Consider the following 3,161-nt stretch of genomic DNA (forward strand, 5'->3'; position numbering starts at 1 on the left):
CGGCTGACCGCCCAAGCCGGAGATCGCTTCTGCAGGAACGCCGTGAAGGCCTCGATCTGTTCGGCGGTTCCGATCGACGACCAGTAGCCCGTCACGTCGACGGGTGGCAGCGCTCGCGCCATTTCCCTCTTGACGGCCGCGCGCGCGGCGGGTCCGGTCTTCCGGACTCGCTCGAGCAAGGCATCGACCTCCGCGCGCAGCGAGTCGTGCGCAACGACTTTGCCGACCAGACCGAGTCGCTCGGCCTCCTGCGCGTCGACCCAATCATTGCCGTAGATCAGGTGATTGGCCCGCAGCGTGCCCAGTCGGTGCGGTAGTCGAGCGGCGACGAACGCCTCGTACACGCCACGGGTGAGATCCGGGACCCGGAACCGGGCGCGATCGGAGGCGACGACGAGATCGGCGAACAACGTCATCACCAAGCCGCCCCCCATGGCGATGCCGTTGACGGCGCAGACCACGAGTTTCGGTATCTTGCCCAGCGTTTCGAACGGTGTTCCGTCATAGGACTCGGTGAACGCGTCCCACCGGCGATCCGGATTCTGCACCGCGTTCATGTCGCCGCCCGCACAGAACACGTCGCCCGTGCCGGTGATCACCAGGAAGTTCAGGTCCGGTTCGTCGGCGACGATCATCGCGGCCCGTTTGATCCCGTGATAGCCGTCGGCGGTGACGGCGTTTTTCTTCTCCGGCCGGTTGATGGTGACGGTCAGGGTGTCGCCGTCGATCCTGCCCTCGAGCTCCGACGCACAGAGGTCGACGTCGACGGAATCCGGTAGGGCGTTCACTGCGCCTCGATCACGGCGAGCAGTTCACCGACGTCATAGCTTGCCCCGGCGCTGACCTTCCACGTCACAACGCCGCTGGCCGGCGCCTCGATGTCCATCTCGACCTTGTCGGTGGCGATCTGGTAAAGGGGATCGCCCTCGGAGACATGCGCGCCGTCCGCCACGTAGAGCTCCGTCACCTCCGCTTCCGTGATCGCGTCGCCCGGCTTCGGCATCCGCACCTGGATCACGCGATCCTCCTGACCGCTTCGACGAGCCGCGCCGTGTCCGGGCGGCAGGCGGCTTCCAGCGTCGCCGCCCGCGGGACGGGCGTGTACGTTCCGCCCACGCGCTGGATCGGGGCCGACAGCTCGCCGAAGAGCTCCGTCCCGACGGCCGCGGCGATTTCGGCTCCCGGGCCGCAGAACCCGACGGACTCGTGAGCGACGACCAGGCGCCCGGTTTTGCGGACGGAGTCGAAAACGGTGGCCAGATCCAACGGCACCAGGGAGCGCAGGTCGACCACCTCCACCGAAACGCCTTCGGCGGCAAGCTGTTCGGCGGCGGCCAGGGCGGCGTGCACCAAGCTGCCGTAGGTGCAGATCGTGACGTCGGCGCCGGCGCGTTTGACGTCGGCCTGGCCGAGCGGGATCACGTAGTCGTCCGTCGGCACGGGCCCCTTGCCGCCGCCGTAATAGAGCTTCATCGACTCGATGAACAGGCAGGGATCGTCCTCGGCCAGGCAGGCGTTGAGCAGCCCGACAGCGTCGGCGGCGGTGCTGGGCCACACGACCTTGATGCCGGGTGTGTGCATCGCCCAGGCCTCGAAGGCCTGGGAGTGCTGCGGGCCGGCCGCCGTGCCCACCATGGCGCGGATGACAACCGGGGCGCCCTGCCGTCCGCCGGACATGTAGCGGATCTTGGCCGCGTGATTGGCGATCTGGTCCATGGCCACGCCGAGGAAGTCCATGAACATCAGCTCCGCCACCGGCCGCAGACCACCCAGGGCCGCGCCCACCGCGGCGCCGATGATCGAGGACTCCGCGATCGGGGTGTCGCGCACCCGCTGGGCGCCGTATTTCGTCGACAACCCCGCGGTGATCTTGAACATGCCGCCCGACGGGTCGGCGATGTCCTCGCCGAGCAGCACGATCGAATCGTTGGCCGCCATCGCGCGATCCAGCGTGCGGTGGATCGCCTGCACCAGGCCGAGGGTCTCGGTTTCGCCCTGGGGCATCGCGGCGCGCTTTGTCGCCGGTGCCGCAAGCTCGCTGCCGTGGGCGGCAAACACGTCGCGGGTCAGTTCGTCGTCGGCGGGGGGCTCGGCGTCGCGGGCGGCGGCGAAGGCCGCGTCGATCTCGGCAACCAAGTCGGCGTCGATCCGGTCCAGGTCGACGTCATGCGCCAAACCCTCGTCGATGAGCCGCCGCCGATACCGCGCGAAGGGCGGGTCGGCGCGCTTGGCGGCCAGCTCGTCGGGGTCGGCGTAGGGCATCTGGTCGCCGAAGTAGTGCCCCTGCAGGCGGTAGGCGACCGCTTCGACGAACGACGGCCCGCCCCCGGACCGTGCGCGCTCGGCCGCCTCGGCCACTGCCTGGTACACCGCGTGCGGGTCCGTGCCGTCGATCGTGACGCCGGGCATCGCATAACCCGCGGCCCGGTCGGACAATCGCGCCGTGCGGGTGTAACCGGCCACCGGCGTGCATTCGGCCCACGCGTTGTTCTGGCAGAAGAACACCACCGGAAGCGCCCATAGCGCAGCCATGTTCATGGCCTCGTGGACGTAACCGATGCTGGTCGCCCCGTCGCCGAAGCTGACCAGTACCACGCGGTCACTGCCCTTGACGGCCTCCGCCAGCGCGATCCCGTTCGCGATCAGGGGGCCGGCGCCCACGATGCCGGTGGTCCAGGCGATGCCATGCTCGGGGTCGTAGATGCCCATCGCGCCGGCCTTGCCCTTCGACAGGCCGGTGCCGCGGCCCAGTATCTCGGCGAAGTACGCGGTCAGGTCGACGCCCTTGGCCACGACGTCGCCCAGCCCGCGATAGGTGGTGACCAGTTGGTCCGCACTTGACAGGGCGAGCGCGGCCCCGGCCGACATCGCCTCCTGACCGTCCACCGGCCAATAGCTCATCGCGATTTCCCCGGACGACAACCCTTTTCGGACGCGCTGGTCGCTGTGGTGCACCTTGCTCATGAGGCGGTACAACGCGACGGCCCGGTCGCTGCTCAGGGGCCGGGTACCGACGTCTACCTGCGTGGCCATCACCACTCCTTTGCGATGCGCACTCCGCCAACGAGCATACAATACAATATGACGATATTTGTTCAGTCGTCCGATGGCGCCAAGTGCCAGTGAGGAGAGCTTCGACCGCGATGCCCGATCGACCAGCC

The 3,161-nt window shown here is 68.6% G+C and carries 3 protein-coding genes; all 3 read right to left on the reverse strand.

What is annotated here, in order from left to right; all coding sequences use genetic code 11:
- Positions 1-788, reverse strand: a 788-nt coding sequence (locus A5701_RS16290; RefSeq protein ID WP_067755603.1) for an enoyl-CoA hydratase/isomerase family protein, incomplete at its 3' end; no start/stop codon positions are given.
- Positions 785-1,018 (reverse strand): lipoyl domain-containing protein, encoded by a 234-nt coding sequence (locus A5701_RS16295; protein ID WP_082950093.1) that lies wholly within the window; start codon positions 1,016-1,018, stop codon positions 785-787. The genes A5701_RS16295 and A5701_RS16290, both read right to left, overlap by 4 nt.
- Positions 1,015-3,033 (reverse strand): thiamine pyrophosphate-dependent enzyme, encoded by a 2,019-nt coding sequence (locus A5701_RS16300; protein WP_067755609.1) that lies wholly within the window; start codon positions 3,031-3,033, stop codon positions 1,015-1,017. The genes A5701_RS16295 and A5701_RS16300 overlap by 4 nt, the downstream gene beginning before the upstream one ends.
- Between the last annotated feature and the right edge of the window lie 128 nt (positions 3,034-3,161).

It is taken from the genome of Mycobacterium sp. E3305 (genome assembly GCF_001666785.1).
GTDB lineage: Bacteria > Actinomycetota > Actinomycetes > Mycobacteriales > Mycobacteriaceae > Mycobacterium.

Coding starts and splice junctions, on each gene's coding strand:
- A5701_RS16300 (WP_067755609.1), bottom strand. CDS start 3,033: ATGGCCACGCAGGTAGACGTCGGTACCCGGCCCCTGAGCAGCGACCGG.